Here is a 23,494-nt window from a genome sequence, read left to right as displayed (position 1 = left end):
GTTTTTTAGTTGTTAAGAAGTTAAATATGGCTTATCAAAAATATACAGAATTAGATGTTTGGAAAAAGGCAAGGGCATTTACAGCTTTTATATACAAATTAACATGAGCTTTCCCCAAAGAAGAAATGTATGGATTAACATCTCAAATTAGGCAGTGTGCTGTTTCAGTTCCATCCAATATTGCTGAAGGGTCGGGTAGGCGCCACGGAAAGGAAACTATCCAGTTTTTGGCAATTTCTAGAGGTTCGCTTTATGAGCTAGAAACTCAAATTTATGTCTCATTTGATATTGGATATATTTCAGAAATTCAACTAACTGAATGCATAAATGAAATTGAGATTTTAGGGAAACTAGTTAATGGCTATATAAGATATCTCACAAAAGAATAGAATTTCATTAAATAAAGTAGGCTTTGTGATTTACACCCAAACCAACTAAAAAACCAAACAACGAACCAACTACACAATGAAAATTACAGACCATATAAAAAACGCAAAGGGTAAAACCTTATTCTCTTTTGAATTATTGCCACCCATAAAAGGACAAAGCATTCAATGGATTTACGATGCAATTGATCCTTTATTAGAGTTTAATCCTCCGTTTATTGATGTAACCTCTCTAAGAGAAGATTACATTTATAAAGAACAGGAAAACGGACTTTTACAAAAGGTTTCTTACCGTAAACGACCAGGTACGATAGCGATTTGTGCAGCCATAATCCATAAATATAAAATAGATGCTGTTCCGCATTTAATTTGTGGCGGATTTACTAAAGAGGAAACAGAAAATGCCTTAATAGACTTGCAGTTTTTAGGTATTGATAATGTTTTGGCTTTGCGTGGAGATGCTCGAGCAGCAGATCATTCTTTTATTCCAACAAAAGGCGGACATTGTTATGCTACTGATTTAATTCAGCATATTAAAAACCACAATGATGGGAAATTTTTGCACGAGGATATAGAAACCTTTAAAAGCGATTTCTGTATTGGCGTTGCCGGATATCCTGAGAAACATTTTGAAGCACCAAACTTAAATGCCGATTTCAAATATTTAAAGCAAAAGGTAGATATGGGTGCAGAGTTTATTGTAACCCAAATGTTTTTCGATAATCAAAAATATTTCGACTTTGTAAAAAAATGCAGAGAGAACGATATTAACGTTCCTATTATTCCAGGTTTAAAACCGATTAGCACACTTACACAGTTAAATGTTTTGCCTAAAATTTTTCATATCGATTTACCGGACGAATTAACTGATGCCTTATCTCACGCAAAAAACAATGCTGAAGCAAAAGAAATCGGTACGGAAGCGATGATTAAGCAATGTAAAGAGTTAATGGATTTCGGTGCGCCAGTATTGCATTTTTATACCATGGGTAGACCAGAACAAACTAAAAAAATTGCTAAAGCGATATTTTAATTTGGTTAAAAATTGGTCATTCCTTTTCAAGGATTGCAAATCCTTAGTTCAAAAGACGGGATTGCAAATCCCGACTAACTAATGCTTAGGCTGGTCGAGAAATGTTTTCTCGACCATAGAAATGTGGATTTTTAATCCACATTAATAATAAAATTTATAAAAATACAACATCCAATAGCCCTAATCCTCCTGAATAATTTATAGCAGAACTATTAATGTAATGTTCTGGTTCATGTACAATTCCAGCTTCAACAGGATTATTGTGAATATATTCTAATTTTTGATCTTTAAATTCATTTGAATATAGCGCAATAGGATGAAATCCGTCCTGCCAAAATTTATACTCATCACTCTTGCTGTGTACTGTGGCTGCAAATGAAAATTTATCCAATAACCAATCTCTACTTTCATTAATTTCCTTGATTGTAGATACAATTCGTTTTGATGTAAATTTTTTAAAATCTCTTATAATATCAGAAAGCTTTTTGCCTTCTTCAGCGCTAACAATCATGTGTAAATGACTAGGCATTAAGCACCATGCATATATAACCAATCCCTTATGATGCTGACAAAATTTTAAGCTGTCAATTATGACTTGAGCAAGTTCTTTGCGGGTAAAGACATCAATCCAGCCAACTACAGTTGTTGTTATAAAATAAAGATCATTTTGATCTGTTACATTGTATTTAAAAGCCATAATAAGTATTATAAAATGCTTTTTGTACAGTTTTGATGTAATCTATAATAGGGGGATTTAAGGATTAAAAACCCTTAGTTCAAAAGACGGGATTGCAAATCCCGACTAACTAATGCTTAGGCTGGTCGAGAAATGTTTTCTCGACCATAGCGTTGTGGATTTATAATCCACCTTAATTTTCTAACAAATAACGCTTAAATCCTTCAAAATCTACGCCCAGTTTATCCGCATGTTTAGGTTTACTTTCCAAAGCTTTTACCTGTTCAGGAATTTCGATTTTGGCAGCAATATCTTGAGGGAAAATATCTGGAAATTTACAAGCATGTGCCGTTGATAGAAACACAGTTGCACTTTGATCTTCAGGGTGTTCCTTTCTAAATTTTTCTATGGCTAAATAAGCAATCGCAGTATGCGGACATGCAACATAATTAAACTTAGCATCGATTTCTTTAATGCCTGCAAGTGTTTCTTCATCGTTAAAACGATATGAAGTAACCACTTTTTTCAGTTCTTCAACATCTTCTTTAAACAAATTCATAATGCGAACCCAATTGCTTGGTGCACCAACATCCATTGCATTTGAATAGGTTTGGGTTGATGGTTTAGTTTCGTAAATACCTGTTTCCAAAAAGCGTGGAACGGTATCGTTGATATTGGTTGCTGCAATAAATTGTTTAACAGGCAAGCCGAGTTTATAAGCTAGTAAGCCTGCGCCGATATTTCCAAAGTTACCACTGGGAACAGAAAAAATAACATCAGTTAACCCTTGTTTTTTCAATTGTGCATAGGTGTTGAAATAATAGAAAGTCTGCGGAATTAATCTCGAAATATTGATGGAGTTTGCAGAGGTCAATCTGAACTTTGCATTCAATTCAGCATCAGCAAAAGCCTGTTTAACTAAAGCTTGGCAGTCATCAAAAGTGCCTTTAACTTCTACAGCTCTAATGTTTTGGCCATTTGTGGTTAACTGTAATTCTTGTATCGGACTAACCTTTCCTTCGGGATAAAGGATTGTTACTCTAGTATTTGGTACGCCTAAAAAGCCCAATGCGACAGCACCACCGGTATCGCCAGAAGTCGCAACTAAAACATCTAATAACTTTTCGCCGTCTTTTAAGAAATAGGCCATCACCCGACTCATAAAACGGGCGCCAAAATCTTTGAATGCTAAAGATGGGCCATGAAAAAGTTCCAATACAAAGGTCTTATCATCAAGCTTCACCGCAGGCGCATCAAAATTAATTGCATCGTTAATTAATGCTTTCAAATCATCAGCTGGAATTTCATCTTTTAATAATGTGGAAGCGACTTTATAGGCAATTTCCGGCAAGCTATATTTTTCAATATTCTGGATAAAATCTGCATCTAAAGCAGGAATTTCTACCGGCATGTATAAGCCTTTATCTTGAGGCATGCTGTTAAAAACAGCCTCTTTAAAAGAAACGCGTAAGTCTTTATTGTTGGTTGAATATAGTTTCATTTTTCTAATGGAAAATGGAAGATGTAAAATGGAAGGTGTAAGCTAGTTAGATTTTCCATCTACCATCTTACCTATTACATAACTCTTGGTCCTTCGGCATTTACTGAAGAAACGTAAGCTTTACTGTTAATATTTAATTTGTGTAAAAGTTGTTGTTGTGCCTTGGTAATGCGTTTTGCGGTTTCTTCATCTTTGGCTAAAGCAAAAACGGATGGGCCCGAACCAGAAATACCAAAACCGATTGCGCCATTTTCCATTGCAATGGTTCTCATGTCTTCAAAACCTGGAATTAAAATAGAGCGTGTTGGTTCAACCAGGACATCTTTCATACTTCTGCCGATTAAGTCGAAATCATTCATAAATAATCCGCTTACCAAACCCGCAACGTTGCCCCATTGTGTAACAGCGTCTTTTAAAAACACCTTACTGCGAATCATCTGACGGGCATCTTTCGTAGGTACATCTACTTCAGGGTAAACGATTGCCGCATACATTCCGGCAGGTGTAGGCAAAGAAATTACATCAAGTGGTTCATAGCTTCTAACCAAAACAAAGCCACCTAAAATAGCAGGAGCTACGTTATCAGCATGGCCATATCCACAAGCCAGTTCCTCACCTTTCATGGCAAATGGGACCAGTTCTTTTGGTGTTAAAAGATCGCCCATTAATTTGTTAATGGCGAATAAACCTGCTACCGTACTTGCAGAACTTGAGCCTAATCCGCTACCAATTGGCATTTTTTTGTGTAGTTCAATTTCTACGCCAACATCTAATCGGTTAACGTGATGCAAATAGTGCTGAACACTTGCACTAACTGTATTTTTTGCTGCATCTAACGGTAATTTACCATTATCGCCAGTAATCCTTTTAATTACTACTCCGGGTGTATCAGTTAAACGCATTTCAACTTCATCACCTGGCTCGTTTACTGCGAAACCCAGTACATCGAAACCGCAAACTACATTTGCTACGGTTGCCGGAGCAAAAACGCGGATCACCCCCCGACTCCCTAAAGGAGGAATTGCCGTTCCATCGGCTACATTCAGGTTATCAGTTTGGTCTGAATTATTATTTAAAACATTTGGCATTGTCTATTTATTTTTTTGTTGCTCATGGTTGAAATCCCGTGCTATATACTATTTTTTTGTCTTTTCTATGTCCATCTCACCTTTAGTTCTCCCTTTAGAGGATTAGGGGGTTAAAGTTCCAACATTTATAATGTCGGCAAAAACGCCTGCCGCAGTAACTTCTGCACCTGCACCTGGGCCTTTTACCACGAGCGGACGGGTTTTATAGCGATCAGTTGTAAAAGAAATGACGTTATCACTTCCCGAAAGCATGTAAAAAGGGTGACTATCATCAACCATCTGCAAACTAATTTCTACATTTCCATCTTCTAGTTTGCCTATGTAGCGCAATACTTTTTTATCGTTGGCGGCTTGGGCTTTTAAATCTTCGAAATAGGAAGCGTTTTTTTGTAGCTCCGAATAAAAATCTTCAACCGAGGTTGCATTCAAGCAGGCCTCTGGTAAAATATTATCTATTTTTACATCTGAAGCTTCTAATGGATAGCCTGCATCTCTAGCCAGAATTAACATTTTGCGCATAAAATCTTTTCCGTTCAAATCGTCACGAGGGTCAGGTTCAGTATAGCCCAATTCCTGCGCTTCTTTAACCGTTTCGTAAAATCCGGCATCGCCCTTAAAGTTGTTAAAGATGTAAGAAATCGTTCCTGATAAGATCGCCTCAATGCGAGCCACTTTATCCCCGCTCATCATCAATTCTCTAAGCGTTCGGATGATTGGTAAGCCTGCACCAACATTGGTTTCGTAACAAAAATCTACACCAAATTTACGGGCAGTATCTTTAAAGGATTTGTATTGGGCAAAATCTGCAGAGTTTCCTTTTTTGTTACAGGTAACTATAGAAATGCTGCTCTCAAAAATTCCTTGATAAAACTCGATTGGAGTTTCTGCGGCTGTATTATCTACAAAAACACAGTTTGGCAAATTCATCTGTTTCATTTTTTCAATAAAACCTGCTAAGTCTGCTTGCTCTCCGTTATTGTTGAGCTCCGATTCCCAATCTTCAAGAGATAATCCATCCCCCTTGAAAATCATTTTCCTGGTATTGCTGATGCCTGCAACTTTAACCTGTAAATCGTTATTGGCGGCTAAGAATGGCATTTGCTCTTTTAACTGGTTAAATAAAGTTTTTCCAATATTTCCAGTACCCAAACAAAAGATATTTAATGTTCTTTTTAAGTCGGTGAAGAAGGCATCGTGTACTGCATTTACAGCTTTCGATAAATCGCCAGCGCTGATAATAACCGAAATGTTGTATTCTGAAGAACCCTGTGCAATTGCCCTAACGTTAATTCCGTTTCTGCCCAAAGCATTAAATAATCTGCCACTCATTCCAGGCGTATGCTTCATATTTTCGCCAACAATGGCCAAAACAGCTAAATTATTTTCTACCTCTGGCAAGGCAAGTTTATTTGCATCCAATTCTAGTTCGAACTCCTTTTTAATTAAAGCGATTGCCTGACCAGCATCTGTGGGTTTTACTGCAAAGGTGATGCTATGTTCGGATGAAGATTGCGTAATCAATACGATATTAATCTGCTCGCGGGAAAGCAAAGAAAATAATCTTCCACTGAAACCTGCTTTACCGACCATGCCGCTTCCAGTTAAATTGATAATGCTGATGTGATCAATCGAAGAAATGCCTTTGATTGGCAAATTCGAAGCCTTTACGTCGCTTTTTATATATGTTCCGGCAAAATCTGGCTCAAAGGTATTTTTAATTACGATCGGGATTTTCTTCATAAAAGCCGGAATCATAGTCGGTGGGTAAATCACCTTCGCTCCAAAATAGCTTAATTCCATAGCTTCTGTATAGCTCAGTTCAGGTAAAGAAAATGCCTTTTTCACAATCCGTGGATCAGCAGTCATCATTCCGTTTACATCCGTCCAGATTTCGATTTCCTGTGCATTTAAGGCTGCGCCCCAAACTGCTGCGGTGTAATCAGAACCACCACGACCTAAAGTAGTTACTCGGCCGTTTGCATTGCTGGCAATAAAACCAGTTACAAATAAGACCTTACCTTTATTTGCTTGGTAAAAATCATTAATCAACATTTCGGTGAGCTCGGTATCAACTTTTGCCTGCCCGAAATTACTGTCGGTTTTTATAAGTTCAGAACCATTAACATACATGGCTTCTGGAATTTGTTGTGAAGCAATATGACCGATCATGAAAGATGAACAACGTTCGCCATAGCTTAAAATCTGATCTTTGGTCTGCAAGCTTAACTCGCGTAAATTATTTACGGCTTGCAGTAAATCTTCTAGCTCATTAAAAAAGATTTTTAAACGCGTAAAAACCGGGTTTTGTGCAGCTGCAGGTAAGAGTGAACGGATTACCGCAAAGTGTTTTGCTTCAATTTCTTTTAAAGATGCGTCGTAATCTTCGCCACGTTCAGCCCTTTCGGCCATATCGGTTAGCAAATTGGTTACGCCACTCATTGCCGATAATACAACTACCGGATTGCTCTGTAATTTTTCTTGGGCTACTATACGCAGCAGCGTTTTAATGTTCTCGGCCGAACCTACGGATGTGCCGCCGAATTTAAGTACCTTCATTTAGTTTGGGGTTAAAAAAAAAGCGCCCCGATTTTGTCGGGACGCTTTTGGTGTTTTATGTTTTTTCAATTTACAACAAATTAGCCCCGCTGGTTTATACCGGTGGTAATAATAATCGTTGTTATAATCGAAGTGTTAAAATTCATTTCTTAGTGTATTATCTACACCGTAAAGTAGCAGAATATTTTTCTTAATTGCAAACAATTTTTAATTTTTTTTGAAAATATTTTAATAAAACATTTAATCGGATGAAATAGCCACATTTTCTGAACCGAAAACTACAATGGAAAATCGTCATTTTAAGGAGGAACGAAGCGGTAATCTTAGTGCTGTGGATTTTTAATAACCCTCTTTTTTTAAAAATGAGTGGTCGTAGGGCGGGGTGGTTTCTATCTAAATAGTCATCGGATGAATATAAACATTAGGCCTATATTCATCCGATGACTAAACCAATTTTGAAAAGATGCTTCAGTAGTTCTTCGGTTGCAACAGTCCTGCCATTCATTTCAATCTTTTTGTAAACCTCTGTCATACTCCAATTGTCGTCATTGCGAGGAGAAACGACGTGGCAATCTGTTTTTTCTAGTACCATAAAAAGGATTTTCATTGCTGTCAGGTTTAGTTAACGGGGGCTTATAGCTTTCTAGAACTTTCCGCATGTAAAATTTATAAACTAACAATAAGATGTGGAATAGAAAACCAAATTTCTTACAACGGTGGAATTTGGCGCTTAGTGATTCCCTCTCTCTAAAAAGTCATCGGATGAATATAAACATTAGGCCTATATTCATCCGATGACTAAACCATTTGAAAAGGTGCTTCAGTAGTTCTTCGGTTAAATCAGTCCTGCCATTCATTTCAATCTTTTTGTAAACCTCTGTCATACTCCAATTGTCGTCATTGCGAGGAGGAACGACGTGGCCTTTTTTTGTCCAGGACCACAAAAAGGATTTTCATTGCTGTCAGGTTTAGTTAACGGGGGCTTATAGCTTTCTAGAACTTTCCGCATGTAAAATTTATAAACTAACAATAGGAGGTGGAATAGAAAACCAAATTTCTTACAACGGTGGAATTTGGTGCTTAGTGATTCCCTCTCTGGGGGTGCCTGCAGGGCGGGGTGGTTATTTTAAATAAAAGAACATATATTTTCCTGTAGTCGGTGTTATCAAAACAATTCTCGTAAGTTCCACCGAAACGCAGGTCTAGTCAAAAGAAACAACTTCAGAGCTTTTCAAATCGATCTTAATTTCATCTTCCATTTTTTTACATCCAACATCTTACATCCTTTTTATACCTTTGTTGCAAATATGCAGGGCTTAGTAATTAAATCTACCGGGAGTTGGTATAGTGTTTTGGCTGATGATGGCGAACGCTACGATTGTCGCATTGTTGGGAAATTCAGAATGAAGGGAATTCAGACAACCAACCCAATTGCGGTAGGAGATCAGGTGAAGTTTGATTTGGAACGCGATGGCATTACAGGGATTATTAACGAGCTTTTGCCAAGAAAAAACTACATTATCCGTAAATCCATAAACCTTAGTAAGCAGGCTCAAATTTTGGCCGCGAACTTAGATATGGCAATTTTGCTAGTCACATTGGCATCACCGCGTACTTCTTTGGGTTTTATAGACCGTTTTTTAGTAACTGCCGAAGCTTATGATGTGCCTGCGGTTTTGGTATTTAACAAGCTGGATTTATTTAGTAAAGAAGGTCTGGAAATTTTGAAGGACTTTAAAGAAATTTATCAAACTATCGGTTACCCTTGCTATGAAGTCTCGGCTTTAAAGGGAATCAATATTCCAATTATTCAAGATTTGATTACCAATAAAATTACCTTAATTTCCGGTCACTCTGGTGTAGGGAAATCGAGTTTAATTAATGCACTTTTACCCGATCGGGAATTAAGAACAGGTGAAGTTTCTGACTGGAGCGATAAAGGCCAGCATACTACAACCTTTGCCGAGATGTTCGAATTGCCTCAGGGTGGTTTCATTGTAGATACGCCTGGGATTAGAGAATTAGGGGTAATTGATATTGAAAAGGAAGAGTTGGGACATTTCTTTCCAGAGATTTTCAAAACTTCGCATAATTGCCGTTTCAATAATTGTAGGCATGTAAACGAACCGGGTTGTGCAGTTTTGGAAGCTGTAAATGATTGTGATATTGCCGTTTCTAGATACGAAAGCTATTTGAGCATCTACCACGGAAACGATACGAGGCACTAAACCACCAATCCCCAAAAGGGAGCTGAAAAGCATGGTGGAAAAACATAAGGGTATAATAAAATTTTGGCTTAGGCATTTTGCTTAGAGCCTTAGAAGGTCAAAAGGCCCCTTTAGGGGTTGGGGTTAATTTGTTTTGGGCATGTCGCTTAAAACTATAAAAAGGAGATCCCCTGTAGGGGATTTAGGGGTTATGAAATTTAAACTAGGTGATTTTGTTCGTTTTGTTGATGAAAAACGTGAAGGCTATGTAACCAAAATAATCGATGCTCAAACTTTGGGCGTTACGGATGAAGATGGTTTCGAAATCCCCGTTGCATTAAGCAATTTGACTTCTGTTCATGGGCATGGTGCTGTAGCAGAAGAACTGGATGCTCCGAAACCAATTCAGGTAAATGTACCGAGCACTAGCAAAACTGAAAATGGCATTTACCTTGCTGTTGCAAATGATAATAAAGCCGATAATGTGGTTCATTTTAACCTGCAAAATCAAACTCCTCATATTTTACTAGTCAGCGTAAATACCGAAAGAAAGGATAAGTATGCGGGCGCATTTTATGGTGTTTTGGAAGCTTATAATTCTGCGTTGGTTTATTCAGCCTCCTTATCTGATTTGGATCTTTGGCCAACGTTTAATTTCCAGATTTTAATACACAGCAAAGCTGATATTAAACCTGTTGAACCTTTGGTCATCCATAAAAAATTTAGAGCAAAAGATTTTAGCGGAGAACTTAAAGAACTTCCAAGCTCGAAGCAAAAAGGCTGGTTAATTCGTTTGGATGAAAAAGCTCCATTAGTCGATGCGCAAAAATTAAAAGAAAGTTTTTTTAGAGGGGCCGATCAGAAAAAAACCGTTGATGTGCCCGCAAAGGAAATTGATTTGCACATCGAAAAACTACGCGATGATCATCATTTCTTGGAAGCTGATGAAATGTTGCAAATTCAGCTTAACCACTTCCAAACGGCAATCGATGCTGCTGTGGTCCACCATTTTGATAAAATTGTTTTTATCCATGGCTCTGGTAATGGAACACTGAGGGATAAAATTCATAAACTGATCAGTAAAAACCCAAACGTAAAAACCTATATGGATGCCCAGAAAGAAAAGTTTGGTTATGGCGCAACCGAAGTTGTTTTTAAGTAATTGGTTCTTTGTTTTAACCAAAATAAATAAATTCTGCACTCTGCATTCCCCTCTTTTAGAGGGGTGTGCGTAGGACGGGGTGTTTTATTTGTCCTGGCCGGACGGGCTTTTTTCTTTTGGCACCAAAAGAAACAAAAGTGTCGGCTGAAAATTTTTGTATTGAAGTTTGTGAGTTGGCTTGGATAATGCATTCCCAAAAATTTGTTAGGCCGATTTAAGTAGAACGGAGATTTAGTAAGAAGGCCTAGCTAAGTGGTGAATCAAAATCTATTAAAATTTTTATAATCAAATAATTACATTAGGTAAGCAGGATGCCCCCCTTTCCAATTACATGTAAATTGTGTTAATTATTGGTTTGCAGTTTTCTAGAATTGTAGTTTTTTTGCCTATAATTTACCAGCAGTAATTTATTAATATCCAAAATTTGATGGCAACTCTAAAGTAATTACAATTGCATTATTGCTTAGGGCTTCCAATTCCACTTGCTCTAAATCCCATAATGCCAAACCATCGCGTGCGTGCATCAATCGGCCTTCAATTTCAAAAGCACCATCAATAATGAAGCAGTAAAACTTATTACCTGACTGATTCATTTTATAAATCGCTTCCTCTCGACCAGCGAAAATTCCTGTGTTTAATTTAAAGGGCAACTTTGGGTTTGAAATGATTTCTATCAGCTGATTTTGGTTCTTTTCAAAATCGAAATTAAAGAGCAGTTCGCTAGCTCTCATTAAAAATAAATCGGTTTTAATGCCAATCTGCAGGTAATTGATTACATCATTGGGGTATGGATTGCTGATTTCCAAAACTTCGCCCTTGCCCAAATTTAGCACCTGAACCTGTCCAGTCTCTACAGCATATTCTTTTCCATTGATAACAATATCTATCCCACCAGTAATTGGCATGAATAAATGAATCGAATCATCTTTAGAAAGAAAGAAAGTTAATTTTCCGCCTGCTAAAAAATCATCGTTGCAAATAAATAAATCGCCGAAGGGTTCTTTGTGCTCGTTATAATATTTTTTAAAATTAAAAGTCGAGTAGCTCCTCAAAATGGTGGTTTCTGCTAAGCCGCGTTGGTCGGCAAGATAAATTTTTCCGGGTGATAATTCCATTTTATTCAATAGTTTTAATAGAATAAATACTTACAAAAGGTTGCAACTGAAATAGATTGGTAAAAGTTTCTTCATCCTCTATTTCTGTAAGTGCCGAAACCAATAGCTGGTTATCAATTGTATCATGCCATACCAATGGTTTAGAAAAAAAATTAATTGCAATTTTATGTCGAATAATATCCTTTATATCTGAATTTATCAATTCAAACCTAAAGTTTTCGAATGTCAAAAATCGTCTTCCTAAATTATCTAAAACATCTGGTATAATGCCCTTTAATTGTTGCAAATAACCTGTAATAGATGCACTAACCAAGAAATGGAGTTTTTCTGATCCGGCTACATTTAAAAGCAGTTCGGCGAAAGTGGTATATTTTTGCTCCTGATTATAAAACTGCGATTGCATTTTGAATTCTGCAAAACTATCTTCATGCACAAGTTTATCCCAGGGCTTGTTATTGGTGTGGTCTATAATTTTGCGGTAACAAAGTGTGATTGCTTTTTTCGGCATGGCATAAAATTAAAAAAGACGTTAAGAAATCCCTAACGTCTAGATAAAAATAAAACTATATAAGGATAATTATGCTTTAACGTTTACTTTGAAGATAAGCTCGAAACCCGCCGCCAATGTTCCTGTAACTTTTGCGATTTCGATACCAGCAGAATCATCACTAAAAACATTATCAGCATTATTATAGGTATAACCCGTCATTCCTTTAGCATATCCGTTTACCAATGCTAAGGCTGTTCCGGTACCTTCTGGAAAAGCAATTTGGGTTACATTTAAAGAAGCTCCGCCGGCGGTGTAAACATGTACGTGAATATGGGTTGCTCTGCCACTATACCATCCTGGAAAAATTGAGGTGAAAGTTACTAGGCCATTTGCATCGGTAGTTTGGCGACCGCGTAAAAAATGTACCGATTGATAATTGGTACTTTGCATTCCCGAACCACCGTATTCAGAATAATTTCCTTCGGCATCACAATGCCAAATATCTACAATGGCGCCAGCTAAACCTGCGCAACTATTATTCAAATTACCGATGGTAATTTTTGTTGTCATTTTATAGCCCGAGCGACCATCGGTAATGTCGCTTCGTACATAAGATGCCGGAACTTTAGTGGGAAAAGGACCTTCAGTTTCAGTAGGGGCTACTGCACAAGTGCCGTTTGTGCCAGCAGTTCCGTTAGCAGTACCCGAACCATTTGTTGAAGAACCATCGCTAATGCTGCTTTTTTTGCAGGCCTCTATAATTACGGGAGTTGAGATTGCTCCAATCATTAAACTCCTAATGAAATTTTTTCTTTCCATAGTTAGAATGTTTTGCTTTGTTGATATAAAAGTAAAATGTTGAACAATACGTAACAGCCGTGTGACGATGTACGGCAATTTTGTGTCGTTTAATAATAAAATTTAGGTATCACATTGGCTGATTTGCACTTAGCAGAGATATTTTTGATGATATGCCAAAATATAAAGCAAAATTTATGAAAATTGGGGTATGCTTTTTGCGATGCTGTAATTTCATTTTATAAAAGATTAGAACTAGCTTTGCCGCTATTAATGAAACACCTAGTTACCATATCACTTGTATTTTTTAGCTTAACTCATTTGGCAAAAGCCGAACGTGTTGAAGGGCTAAGAGTATTAAATGAATATTGTAATGAGCATAAAATCAGTGCTAATGCTACTGAGAAAGATGCTGTTCGGCTTAACGAACACCGAAATCCCTACTTATTATCCTATACTAGCCTTGCCTTAATCGGAACACAAACTCCATTCAAGGTTGCAAAATACTTAAGTGTAAATCAGATCATCACTGATTTAACCATAAGAAAAAAACCAAAGAACAATAGTCCATAGACTTCTTCTGATAACAATCTTTTATAAGATTTTATGCCCCTCTTATATCAACAACTGCCAAACTGACTTAAGCAAGACACATGGCTTGGTTGTTGTAACACACCATTTTTTTAATAATAAATACGATTTAGAATATAATGTTAGGATTTTTAGCGAAGGTTTTCGGAAGTAAATCAGAAAGAGATATAAAGAGCATCCAGCCACTGGTTGTTAAAATAAATGAACACTACAATAAACTATCTGCGCTTAGCAATGACGAGTTACGTGGTAAAACAATTGAGTTTAAAGAGCGGATTTCTAACTTTTTAACGGATATTGATGGTAAAATTGCAGGATTAAAAGCAGATGCAGAAGGAGATGATTTAGACCTTCACCAAAAAACTGCACTATACGATCAGGTTGATGCTTTAGGCAAAGAACGCGATGCAGAATTGGAAAAAGTACTCTTGGAAATTCTTCCCGAGGCTTTTGCTGTAGTTAAGGAAACTTCTCGCCGTTTAAGTGAAAATGATTATTTGGAAGTTACCGCAACACAGTTTGATAAAGATTATGCCGCAAGAAAAAGCAACGTAAAAATTGTTGGCGATAAAGCACAATGGGCAAATAAATGGGATGCTGCAGGAACGGAAGTTTCTTGGAACATGGTTCATTATGATGTTCAGTTAATTGGTGGTATCGTTTTGCACAGCGGTAAAATTGCTGAGATGGCGACTGGTGAGGGTAAAACCTTGGTAAGTACATTGCCAGCTTACTTAAATGCACTTGCCGGACAAGGCGTTCACATCGTAACCGTGAATGATTACCTTGCCCGCCGTGATAGTGAATGGAATGGTCCTTTATTTGAGTTCCATGGAATTAGTGTAGATTGTATCGATAAGCACGAGCCAAATTCAGAAGAAAGAAGAAAAGCTTACGCCGCAGATATTACTTACGGAACCAATAATGAATTCGGTTTTGATTACCTGCGTGACAATATGTCTCAAACACCAGATCAATTGGTGCAACGTAAATTACACTTTGCAATGGTTGATGAGGTCGATTCAGTTTTAATTGATGATGCACGTACACCGTTAATTATCTCTGGCCCGATTCCTCGTGGAGATGAGCACGAATTTTATGAGTTAAAACCACGCATTGAGCGTTTGGTTAATGCTCAAAAAGCTTATGTTTCTTCAGCTTTAAACGAAGCAAAAAAATTAATCAATGCTGGTAACACCGGTACCGAAGAAGGAGAAGGTGGTTTAGCTTTATTGCGTGCTTACCGTGGTCTGCCAAAAAACAAAGCTTTAATTAAATTCCTGAGTGAAAGCGGTGTTCGTGGCTTGTTGTTGAAAACAGAAAATCACTACATGGCAGATCAATCTAAGAACATGCCTAAGGTAGATTCGGAATTGTTCTTCTATATTGATGAAAAAAATAACCAGGTTGAATTAACCGAAAAAGGGATTGAATTAATTACCCAATCGGGTGAAGATCCTCATTTCTTTGTGTTGCCTGATGTAGGTACAGAGGTTGCAGATTTGGAAAAATCTGATTTGCCTTTAGAAGAAAAAGTGGTTCAAAAAGATGCCTTAATGCGTGATTACTCTGTTAAGGCAGAACGTATTCACTCGGTAAATCAGTTGCTAAAAGCTTATACTTTATTCGAAATTGATGTGGAATACATCATAGATGAAGGCAAGATTAAAATTGTTGATGAGCAAACCGGTCGTATTATGGATGGCCGTCGTTATTCTGACGGTTTACATCAGGCAATCGAAGCGAAGGAAAACGTAAAAGTTGAAGATGCTACACAGACTTATGCAACTGTAACCTTGCAAAACTATTTCCGTATGTACCACAAACTTTGCGGTATGACGGGTACAGCGACTACAGAAGCTGGTGAGTTTTGGTCGATTTATAAATTAGACGTTGTAGAGATTCCAACCAATAGAAACATTTCACGTCAAGATCAGCAAGATTATGTTTACCGTACCGTGCGTGAAAAATATAATGCTGTTGCCGATGAAATTGTAAAATTAACAGAAGCAGGAAGACCAGTATTGGTAGGTACAACTTCAGTAGAGATTTCGGAATTGTTAAGCCGTATGCTTAAGCTTCGCGGCATTAAACACAATGTATTAAATGCTAAAATGCACCAGAAAGAGGCCGATATTGTTGCCGAAGCTGGTCAGGCAGGTACCGTTACCATCGCAACCAATATGGCTGGCCGTGGTACAGATATTAAATTGGGTGCAGGAGTTAAAGATGCGGGTGGTTTGGCAATTGTTGGTACGGAGCGTCACGAATCCCGTCGTGTAGATAGACAATTACGTGGTCGTGCAGGTCGTCAAGGTGATCCAGGTTCGTCACAGTTCTTTGTTTCGTTAGAAGATAACTTAATGCGTTTATTTGGTTCTGAAAGAATTTCTAGCATTATGGTTCGAATGGGAATTGAAGATGGCGAAGTGATCCAACACTCTATGATTACCAAATCTATCGAACGTGCACAGAAAAAAGTAGAAGAAAACAACTTTGGTATTCGTAAACGTTTATTGGAGTACGATGATGTGATGAACTCGCAACGTACGGTTATTTATGCTAAACGTAAAAATGCTTTATTTGGCGAACGTTTAGATGTGGACATGAACAATATGGTTTTCGATGTTGCCGAAGATATTGTTACCGAATACAAAGAAGAAGCAAATTACGATGGTTTTAAACTTGAGGTAATTAAAAATTTCTCTGTTGATACAGCGATTACCGAAAAGGAATTTGCTTCATCGAACATTACAGCTTTAACCGAAAGATTATTCGAAGAGGCTGAAGCATTTTATGCCCGTAAATCAGAATCTATTATTCAGCAATCATTACCAGTTTTAACGCAGGTTTATGAAGAACGTGGTCAGCAGATTGAGCAAATTGTAGTTCCTTTTACGGATGGTATTCGTGGAATTCAGGTTGCTGTAGATTTAAAGAAAGCAATCGATAATAAGGGAAAAGAAGTTGTTCGATCATTCGAGAAAACAATTGTACTTGCTCTAATTGACGACAGCTGGAAAGAGCATTTACGCGAAATGGACGATTTGAAACAATCGGTTCAGAATGCGGTTTACGAACAAAAAGATCCATTGGTAATTTATAAAATGGAGGCCTTTAACTTGTTCAAAAACATGCTTAACGCAGTAAACAAAGAAGTAGTAAGTTTCTTATACAAAGGCGGTATCCCTGTTCAGCAAGAAGCTGAAGATGTTAGAGAAGCACCAGCTCCCAAAAAACAGCCTAAGTTACAAACGACTAAACAAGAGTTTGGTAATGAGCAACCAGGTATTGAATTTGGAGATACGCGTGAAGCTGTTCCTCAACAGCCGATTCGCAAAGAAGCAACAGTTGGCCGAAACGAACCTTGCCCATGTGGTAGTGGTAAGAAATTTAAAAACTGCCACGGAGCGAATTTGTAAGTTAATCCTCGTCATAGCGAGGAACAAAGCAATTTTAATTCGATAGAAAATTTAAGGCCACATCATTTTGATGTGGCCTTTTTGTTATTTAATGGGTTGTATGTTGAATAAATTCATTTTTATAAACCATTAATATTTAATTAAAAATTGCTTAATTGTACTTTATAGCGTACATTTGAATGTACATAAATTTATTGTTATGAAAGCAGTTACCATTTCCTCACTAAGAACTAATATGAAGAGTTATTTTGATGAGGTTAGCCTTACAGAAGATATATTAATCGTGCCTCGGAATAATAATGAAGATGACGCAGTGGTTGTGATTTCCATCAAAGAATATAATGCCCTTACAGAAACGGCACATTTAATGTCAACAGAGACCAATCGTAAACGATTAGAAAGTTCGATTGAAAGCTTGAAGAAAGGTAAAGTGAAATTGTTTTCATTGGACGGCATCAGCAACGATAAGGTGTAAATATGAATATCGTATTTACGGAAGAAGCATGGGAAGATTTTGAGTATTGGATGGATAATGATAATGAAGCAGAAAGAAAAATTAGAGATCTGCTGAAAGACATTAAAAGCACTCCATTTCATGGATTGGGAAAACCAGAACCTTTAAAACACAACCTAAAAGGATTTTGGTCAAGACGTATTACGGGAGAACATCGTTTGGTATACCAAATATCAGGAACTAAGGGTAAGGACCAACAATGCGCCGTGATTCAATGTCGTTTTCATTATAGTAAATAACTCTAAAATATTTGAACGGCTCTTTCTAAGTTAATTTTTGTATTTTAGCTTTATGGAAACATTAACCATAAAAATTCCAGATGAGAAAAGTACCATTGTAAAACAAATTTTAAAAGAGTTTGGTGTTACTATTTTGGATGCAACCTCACAAATCTTAAACCTGTCTCCAGAACAGCAAGAAGAAATTATTTCATCCCAAGAGCAAGTTAAAAACGGCTTATTTGTAGAACAATCTACACTTGATGATGAGGTAAAAGAATGGCTAAAAAAATAATTTGGTCTCATAAAGCGAGAATTAAACTTTATGCTATACTTGAATTTTATGCTCAGAGAAATGGGAATAAAAAGTATTCGGCTAAACTTTATAAGCGATTTAATAAAGACATAAAGCTTCTGTTAAAAAACCCTCACCTAGGAATTCAATCTTCAAAAAAGGATATTCGTGGGTTAATTATATTTGATTATATTATTTTCTATGAAGAAAATGATTTGCAGATAGTCATTCATACAATTTGGCCCACCAATCAAAATCCAGATAAATTGATTCTCTAACAGTAAAATCCAAACCATTTGCACAACCCATAAAGAATGCCGATTTTTGCAGGAAAGTTCGGCATTGTTGTTTTTAAACAATTTCCGGAGTTCCAGAGTTAATCATACATGAAAATAATATTTACTTTTATCGGCTGTTTGCTTTTATTCAAAGCATCTTTTGCTCAAAAAGGCGAAGTAACCGAAATAAAAGATCCGCAGATTGATAGCTTAATTGCAAAGCGACTAGAAGTCTACAAAACTGGAGGCGATGTAATTAAATCAAATAAGCCAATCGTTTCTGGGTACGGTTATCGGGTACAGATCTTTTATGGCTCCGATCGGCGTGAAGTTTTTAACCAGCAAGCCCGATTTAAAGGGAGCTATCCAAAATTGAACACCTATATTGTTTATAAAGAACCCAATTATTACGTTCGTGTAGGCGATTTTCGAACCAGATTAGAAGCGCAGCGTTTAATAAACGAGCTTCGTCCAACTTTCCCAACCTTATTTATTTTCAGGGAAAAAATTAATGCGCCAACCTTAGAAACTGCAACTGATGATCAAAAATAAAATTAAAGACTTAGCCGATGACATTTTTAACGATGTTGTAGGCTATCGTCAACACATTCACGCAAACCCTGAATTATCTTTTAAAGAATTTCAAACTTCGCTATTTGTAAAAGATAAATTAACCAAATGGGGGATAGAATTTACCGACTGTGCAAATACGGGCGTTGTTGGTTTAATTAAAGGAAATCAACCATCTGATCGAGTTATTGCACTACGTGCTGATATGGATGCGTTGCCTATTCACGAAGCAAATGACAAACCTTACCGCTCAAAAAATCATGGCGTGATGCATGCCTGTGGTCATGATGTACATACTTCATCGCTTTTAGGAACCGCATTTATCTTAAATCAATTAAAAGATGATTTCGGTGGAACAATAAAATTGATTTTTCAACCTGCAGAAGAATTACTTCCGGGCGGAGCAAGCATCATGATTAAAGAAGGTGTGTTGGAAAATCCAAAGCCAGATTATATTGTCGGCCAACACGTTATGCCTTTAATAGAAACGGGTAAAGTTGGTTTTCGTTCTGGTATTTACATGGCATCAACTGATGAACTGTATGTTACCGTAACCGGAAAAGGTGGACATGGTGCACAACCCCATCAAAATATCGATCCTGTTTTAATCGCGTCACACATCATTGTTGCTTTACAGCAAATCGTAAGTCGCAATGCCGATCCACGTTTACCATCTGTTTTATCTTTCGGAAAAGTTACGGCAAATGGTGCAACCAATATCATTCCCAACGAAGTGAAAATTGAAGGCACATTTAGAACCCTTGACGAAGATTGGAGAGCTGAAGCGCACAAACGCATGAAAAAAATGGCCGAAGGAATGGCAGAAAGCATGGGCGGAAGCTGTGATTTTGATATCCACAAGGGCTATCCTTTTTTAGTAAACGAAGAAAAGTTAACCGCCAATGCTAGAAGTTTTGCTGAGGATTTTTTAGGAAAAGAAAACGTTGTTGATTTGGATATTTGGATGGCTGCAGAAGATTTTTCATTCTATTCTCAGGTTACCGATGCTTGTTTTTATAGGTTGGGAACGGGTAATGCCGCTAAAGACACACAATATTCTGTTCATACGCCGAGGTTCGATGTAGATGAAGATGCACTAAAAATATCAACGGGTTTAATGGCCTACATTGCCCTAAAGCAATTGGGTAACTAAGATATCACGTATAATGGAAAATGTGAGATGGTTTTCAGTCCATTAACCATCTTATATTTTCCATCCTAAATAGGCATTGTTTTTGTCCTTACAATAAAGCATGAAGAAATTATTTTTGTTCTTAGTTTTAACCGCTCTTTTTTATAAAAGCTACAGTCAGGAAATCCCTCGATTTAATCCGGATACGATAAAAACAATTACGCTTGATTCTGCAGTGAACATAAAGGCAGAGCGTTTAAATATCGAAACCTTCATAAATAAAATCGTAAACGATACCTCTTTCTATCAATCTTTTAGAGATATGAAACGCTACAGTTTCATCGCCGAAAACCGCATTTTCAGCTACGACAAAAAGAACAAGGTTGATGGAAAAATTTACCGTAAAATAAAGCACAACAACAGTGGGCCTTATAAAATGGAATATCTGGTAAAGCAGGATACCGGGAAAATTTATAAGAAAAATGGCAAATACCAATTGTATACCGTAGAAATGTTCGATTACATTTTTATGAATGCCTATAATACCGATTTCGTGCCGAATGCACCAGCTAGCGATGGCAAAGGCGGTACAAACGAAAGCTATAAGGATAAATTGAAAACGCTTATTTTTAATCCTGGCAGACCAGTTAAAGTACCATTTATCGGAAGTAAAACGGAAATTTTCTCAGCAAATATGCGACAGTATTATGATTATGGCTTTACCAGCGGTACCTATTTAGATTCCATTCCGGTATATCGTTTTAAGGTTTCTGTAAAGCCTGATTTAAGCAGCTGGACTAAGGATGGGATTATGATAAAAGAATTGGTCACCATTTTCGATAAGCGTAATTTCAATATTTTAGGGCGATACGTGGATATGAAATACAGTAACATGCTGTTTGATTTCGACGTGCAGATGAATATCGAAATGGGTTATTTTGGTGAGGATAAACTTCCAACAAAAATTACTTATCAAGGCAATTGGGATTACCCTTTTAAAAAAGAGGAGCGGGCCAGTTTTTTAATTGTTCATAAAGATTACAAACTGGAAAAGGGTAAATAAGGATTAACTAACGCATAAAAGATTTATTATCTTTAAACGATTATTTAAACCGATTAAAATGCATTTTTTTTCTTCATTAAAACTTAAAATAACAACTGTTTTATTGTTGTGCTTGGTCATTCAAGTACAAGCGCAGGTACTTTCGTCAAAACAGATAGATAGCCTAGTCGAAAAAACACTTACTACTTTCAACGTTCCCGGAATTGCGGTTTCGGTAATTAAAGATGGAAAAATAATTCATTTAAAAGGCTATGGTGTTCGTTCAATTAAAACCAATCAAAAGGTAGATGAAAATACACTTTTCGGTGTAGCATCAAATACAAAGGCATTTACGGCTGCAGCTTTGGGCATGTTGGTTGATGAGAAAAAAATCACCTGGGATACAAAAGTTACGGATGTAATACCTGAGTTTAAAATGTACGATGCTTATGTAACTAGTGAGTTTACCATCAGAGATTTACTTACCCACAGAAGCGGTTTAGGCTTAGGCGCTGGCGATTTAATGATCTGGCCGGATTCATCAACTGTAGATAAAAAGCAATTGATTCATAATCTCCGCTATCTGAAACCGGTTTCATCTTTCCGTACAAAGTACGATTATGATAATTTAATGTACATCGTTGCTGGCGAAGTAGTTGCAAGAGTTTCTGGAATAACCTACGAAGATTTTATTGAAAGCAGAATAATCAAGCCCTTGGGTATGACAAAAACCGCTGCCTCTTGGTATCGTTTAAAAGATAAATCCAATGTAATTGATGGTCACGCACCTTATGAGGGTAAACTGCTTCCCGTAGGATTAAGTTTTGGTGAAATTGCTAACGCTGCTGGTGGTATTTATTCGAACGTAACGGATATGAGTAAATGGGTTATGGCGATGATGAATAGTGGCAAGTATGGCGAAAGCATGGACAAGAAACTGTTCAGCCCCGCGGTTGCTCGAGAACTTTGGACACCTCAAACCATAATAAATGGTGGTTCTCCATACAATACACACTTTAGTGCCTATGGGTTAGGCTGGTTTTTAAGCGATGTTAACGGTTATTTCCAGGCTACACATACTGGCGGTTTATCCGGAATCGTAACTCAGGTAACTGTAATCCCAGAAATAAAATTGGGTATAATTGTTCTAACCAATCAACAATCTGGCGCTGCATTTACTGCGATTACCAATACCATTAAAGATGGTTACTTTGGCATAAAAGGACAGGATAGAGTTAAGGCTTACAACGATAACCGTTTAAAAGGAGAGAAGCAGGCAGAAGAAATTGTTGCTAAAATATGGAATGATATTGCTGCCCAGCAAAAAACGCTGACTACAAAACCAGATCCAAAAAATTATTATGGCACTTTCCATGATGCTTGGTTTGGAGATGTAACCATTAGCGAAGTTAATGGTAAAATGCATTTTCAGGCAAAAAATGCGCCTAAGTTGAAAGGCGATATGACTTATTATAAAGGAAATACCTTTATTGTAAAGTGGTACGATAGAAGTTTAGATGCCGATGCTTTTATTAATTTTACCTTAGATAATAATGCAATGGCCGATGGTTTTAAGCTCGAGGCCATATCTCCATTAACCGATTTTAGCTTCGATTTCCAGGATCTGGATTTTAAGAAAACCGATAAAAAATAATTCTAACCAATTTATATACAATGAAAACATTCCTAAAAACAAGTAGTTTAGTTTGCATTTGCTTAATCGCATTAACTTCAATGACATTTAAACCAAAACGAATTATCTTCTTCGGCGATTCGATTACACAGCAAGGTGTTTCCAAAAATGGATATGTAACGCTTATTAAAAAATCATTGGATTCTACAAAGTACAATGTTATTGGCGCTGGAATCGGCGGCAATAAAGTGTACGATTTATACTTGCGTTTAGAAGATGATGTGCTGAATAAAAAACCCGATTTAGTGGTTATTTACGTGGGTATTAATGATGTTTGGCATAAACAGTCGTCTCATACCGGAACTGATTACGATAAGTATTTAAAGTTTTATCAAGCATTAATCAATAAAATTCAAGGTGTGGGCAGCAAGGTTGTTTTGGTAACTCCATCAGTTGTTGGTGAGAAAAAAGATGGAACCAATGAACTTGATGCAGATTTGAATAAATATGCTGAAGGGATAAGACAATTGGCAGCTAAGAATAATTTACCCGTTTGCGATTTAAGAAAAGTTTTCGCCGAATATGAAGCTAAAAATAATCCAGAAGATAAGGAAAAAGGAGTTTTAACCGTTGATAGGGTACACCTAAACGATACTGGAAATAAGTTGGTTGCAGATCAATTATTGCCATTAGTAAAATAACCCCCTAATAGGGAATTACGGGCGAAATGAATTGCGAGATCGATAAAAAATAAATTCCCAAAACCGATAAAAGCAATAATTCTCAT

Annotated in this window: 21 protein-coding genes and 1 pseudogene; 15 read left to right on the top strand and 7 right to left on the bottom strand. The window is 36.9% G+C overall.

All coding sequences use genetic code 11. The features are described from left to right. Positions 1 to 122: 122 nt before the first annotated feature. Together DF947_RS15425 and DF947_RS15420 are read left to right on the top strand one after the other, a co-directional pair. A pseudogene (locus DF947_RS15425) lies at positions 123 to 389 on the top strand (four helix bundle protein); the annotation flags it as partial. A 76-nt stretch (positions 390 to 465) separates the two neighbouring features. Continuing rightward, entirely contained in the window at positions 466 to 1,419 is a 954-nt protein-coding gene (locus DF947_RS15420; RefSeq protein ID WP_109930937.1) for a methylenetetrahydrofolate reductase, read from the top strand. 154 nt (positions 1,420 to 1,573) lie between these two features. On the opposite strand, the gene DF947_RS15415 is transcribed toward DF947_RS15420, so the two are convergent. From DF947_RS15415 to thrA, 4 genes are all read right to left on the bottom strand, one after another. After that, the gene (locus DF947_RS15415) at positions 1,574 to 2,116 is read right to left on the bottom strand and encodes an REP-associated tyrosine transposase (protein WP_109930936.1); all 543 of its coding nucleotides are present in this window, start codon (positions 2,114 to 2,116) and stop codon (positions 1,574 to 1,576) included. Positions 2,117 to 2,288: 172 nt separating this feature from the next. Next, positions 2,289 to 3,596 carry a threonine synthase gene (thrC, locus tag DF947_RS15410; RefSeq protein ID WP_109930935.1) on the bottom strand — a complete coding sequence of 436 codons (1,308 nt, stop codon included), beginning with the start codon at positions 3,594 to 3,596 and terminating at the stop codon, positions 2,289 to 2,291. Positions 3,597 to 3,670: 74 nt separating this feature from the next. Further along, positions 3,671 to 4,684, bottom strand: a complete 1,014-nt coding sequence (locus DF947_RS15405) for a homoserine kinase (RefSeq protein WP_240615391.1) — start codon at positions 4,682 to 4,684, stop codon at positions 3,671 to 3,673. A gap of 102 nt (positions 4,685 to 4,786) precedes the next feature. Continuing rightward, positions 4,787 to 7,240 (bottom strand): bifunctional aspartate kinase/homoserine dehydrogenase I, encoded by a 2,454-nt coding sequence (gene thrA / locus DF947_RS15400; protein WP_109930934.1) that lies wholly within the window; start codon positions 7,238 to 7,240, stop codon positions 4,787 to 4,789. 1,307 nt (positions 7,241 to 8,547) lie between these two features. Here thrA and rsgA point away from each other — a divergent pair. Next, on the top strand, positions 8,548 to 9,468 hold the full coding sequence (gene rsgA, locus DF947_RS15395) for a ribosome small subunit-dependent GTPase A (protein ID WP_109930933.1): 921 nt from the start codon (positions 8,548 to 8,550) through the stop codon (positions 9,466 to 9,468). 190 nt (positions 9,469 to 9,658) lie between these two features. Then, the gene (locus tag DF947_RS15390; protein ID WP_109931095.1) at positions 9,659 to 10,609 is read left to right on the top strand and encodes a Smr/MutS family protein; all 951 of its coding nucleotides are present in this window, start codon (positions 9,659 to 9,661) and stop codon (positions 10,607 to 10,609) included. A gap of 410 nt (positions 10,610 to 11,019) precedes the next feature. Here the strand turns inward: DF947_RS15390 and DF947_RS15385 are convergent, their stop codons facing one another. From DF947_RS15385 to DF947_RS15375, 3 genes are all read right to left on the bottom strand, one after another. Beyond that, on the bottom strand, positions 11,020 to 11,724 hold the full coding sequence (locus tag DF947_RS15385) for a pirin family protein (RefSeq protein ID WP_109930932.1): 705 nt from the start codon (positions 11,722 to 11,724) through the stop codon (positions 11,020 to 11,022). 1 nt (position 11,725) lies between these two features. Further along, positions 11,726 to 12,232, bottom strand: coding sequence for a hypothetical protein (locus DF947_RS15380; RefSeq protein WP_109930931.1), 507 nt, complete (start codon positions 12,230 to 12,232; stop codon positions 11,726 to 11,728). A 69-nt stretch (positions 12,233 to 12,301) separates the two neighbouring features. Then, positions 12,302 to 13,033, bottom strand: a complete 732-nt coding sequence (locus tag DF947_RS15375; protein WP_109930930.1) for a dioxygenase family protein — start codon at positions 13,031 to 13,033, stop codon at positions 12,302 to 12,304. Between the two features lie 252 nt (positions 13,034 to 13,285). Between DF947_RS15375 and DF947_RS15370 the strand changes: the two genes are divergently transcribed. The 11 genes from DF947_RS15370 (at position 13,286) to DF947_RS15320 (ending at position 23,408) form a co-directional block, all read left to right on the top strand. Then, positions 13,286 to 13,585: a hypothetical protein gene (locus DF947_RS15370; protein ID WP_146202930.1), complete on the top strand. Its 300-nt coding sequence runs from the start codon at positions 13,286 to 13,288 to the stop codon at positions 13,583 to 13,585. 137 nt (positions 13,586 to 13,722) lie between these two features. Beyond that, positions 13,723 to 17,025: a preprotein translocase subunit SecA gene (gene secA, locus DF947_RS15365; RefSeq protein WP_109930928.1), complete on the top strand. Its 3,303-nt coding sequence runs from the start codon at positions 13,723 to 13,725 to the stop codon at positions 17,023 to 17,025. A 199-nt stretch (positions 17,026 to 17,224) separates the two neighbouring features. After that, positions 17,225 to 17,500 carry a type II toxin-antitoxin system Phd/YefM family antitoxin gene (locus DF947_RS15360; RefSeq protein ID WP_109930927.1) on the top strand — a complete coding sequence of 92 codons (276 nt, stop codon included), beginning with the start codon at positions 17,225 to 17,227 and terminating at the stop codon, positions 17,498 to 17,500. 2 nt (positions 17,501 to 17,502) lie between these two features. After that, positions 17,503 to 17,778: a Txe/YoeB family addiction module toxin gene (locus DF947_RS15355; RefSeq protein WP_109930926.1), complete on the top strand. Its 276-nt coding sequence runs from the start codon at positions 17,503 to 17,505 to the stop codon at positions 17,776 to 17,778. A gap of 52 nt (positions 17,779 to 17,830) precedes the next feature. Further along, complete coding sequence (locus DF947_RS15350; protein WP_109930925.1) at positions 17,831 to 18,052, top strand: hypothetical protein; 222 nt, start codon at positions 17,831 to 17,833, stop codon at positions 18,050 to 18,052. After that, positions 18,037 to 18,330 carry a type II toxin-antitoxin system RelE/ParE family toxin gene (locus DF947_RS15345; RefSeq protein WP_109930924.1) on the top strand — a complete coding sequence of 98 codons (294 nt, stop codon included), beginning with the start codon at positions 18,037 to 18,039 and terminating at the stop codon, positions 18,328 to 18,330. Before DF947_RS15350 ends, DF947_RS15345 begins: the two co-directional genes overlap by 16 nt. Before the next feature lie 108 nt (positions 18,331 to 18,438). After that, positions 18,439 to 18,882, top strand: a complete 444-nt coding sequence (locus DF947_RS15340) for an SPOR domain-containing protein (RefSeq protein WP_109930923.1) — start codon at positions 18,439 to 18,441, stop codon at positions 18,880 to 18,882. Next, on the top strand, positions 18,869 to 20,053 hold the full coding sequence (locus tag DF947_RS15335; RefSeq protein WP_109930922.1) for a M20 metallopeptidase family protein: 1,185 nt from the start codon (positions 18,869 to 18,871) through the stop codon (positions 20,051 to 20,053). The genes DF947_RS15340 and DF947_RS15335 overlap by 14 nt, the downstream gene beginning before the upstream one ends. 100 nt (positions 20,054 to 20,153) lie before the next feature. Then, entirely contained in the window at positions 20,154 to 21,095 is a 942-nt protein-coding gene (locus DF947_RS15330; RefSeq protein ID WP_109930921.1) for a hypothetical protein, read from the top strand. A 58-nt stretch (positions 21,096 to 21,153) separates the two neighbouring features. Continuing rightward, the gene (locus tag DF947_RS15325; protein WP_109930920.1) at positions 21,154 to 22,728 is read left to right on the top strand and encodes a serine hydrolase; all 1,575 of its coding nucleotides are present in this window, start codon (positions 21,154 to 21,156) and stop codon (positions 22,726 to 22,728) included. 20 nt (positions 22,729 to 22,748) lie between these two features. Continuing rightward, entirely contained in the window at positions 22,749 to 23,408 is a 660-nt protein-coding gene (locus DF947_RS15320) for an SGNH/GDSL hydrolase family protein (protein ID WP_109930919.1), read from the top strand. Positions 23,409 to 23,494: the final 86 nt, after the last annotated feature.

Source organism: Pedobacter paludis (assembly GCF_003173575.1).
GTDB lineage: Bacteria > Bacteroidota > Bacteroidia > Sphingobacteriales > Sphingobacteriaceae > Pedobacter > Pedobacter paludis.
The sequence above is the reverse complement of the archived record's forward strand: the minus strand, read 5'-3'. Positions and strand labels throughout refer to the sequence as shown.